Source organism: Angustibacter peucedani (genome assembly GCF_054779595.1).
Map to the genome: position 1 here is coordinate 1 of NZ_BAAGXY010000176.1, position 659 is coordinate 659.

Below are 659 nucleotides of genomic sequence, written 5' to 3' on the forward strand. Positions count from 1 at the left end.
TGCGAAAATGACCAGCACCATCATAAGCATTGTGACAACGCGGATACGGTTCAACATACAACACCTTCTCATAGATTTATTAACGGTGTTATCGGCACAGGCCACAGGAACTTTACATTTGCGAAAGGGAAAAGCGCGGGAGTCAGAATGCGACGTCGACAATCAGCGTGTCGGTATAGGTTCCGGCAGGCGGCGTGGCCTGGCTGGTCAGAACTTTGGCGGTGTAGTTGTAGGTACGTAAAAGCCCGTCCGTACTGACCTGCGATGAGCTGGCGCTGGCCCAGCGCTCGCTGCCGCTGCTACCCCAGCGGTTGCTGGTCGCCTCTTTGTAGATGTCGTAACTCATGAAGTTGCTGCCGCTGACCATACGACGCACGTTGTTCAGGGCATTTGCCCCATTATTAATGCCTATGGTGTAGGTGCTGCCTTTGGTGCAGGTGACGGCAACCGACTGTGAAACGGTGGGAAAATTTTGCACCAGCGGCGCGCTGTTAAAATTCACGTCCGGCGTGGTCATGGTGCTGCAATCGTTGGTGACGGTCATGTTGAGGAGGATCGAGGTGGTTGCCGTACCGGTTTGCGGGGTCAGGCACGCTCCGACCGCGCCAACGGCGCACACGTTGTAGTTAATGCTGAACGTTAACAACACCTGATACGGC

General features: G+C 54.9%; 1 protein-coding gene. It reads right to left on the reverse strand.

The window, feature by feature from the left end:
* Positions 1–142 precede the first annotated feature (142 nt).
* Positions 143–659 (reverse strand): Csu type fimbrial protein (locus ACYVJ4_RS18590; protein WP_460461533.1); only part of this gene is annotated, 517 nt, incomplete at its 5' end.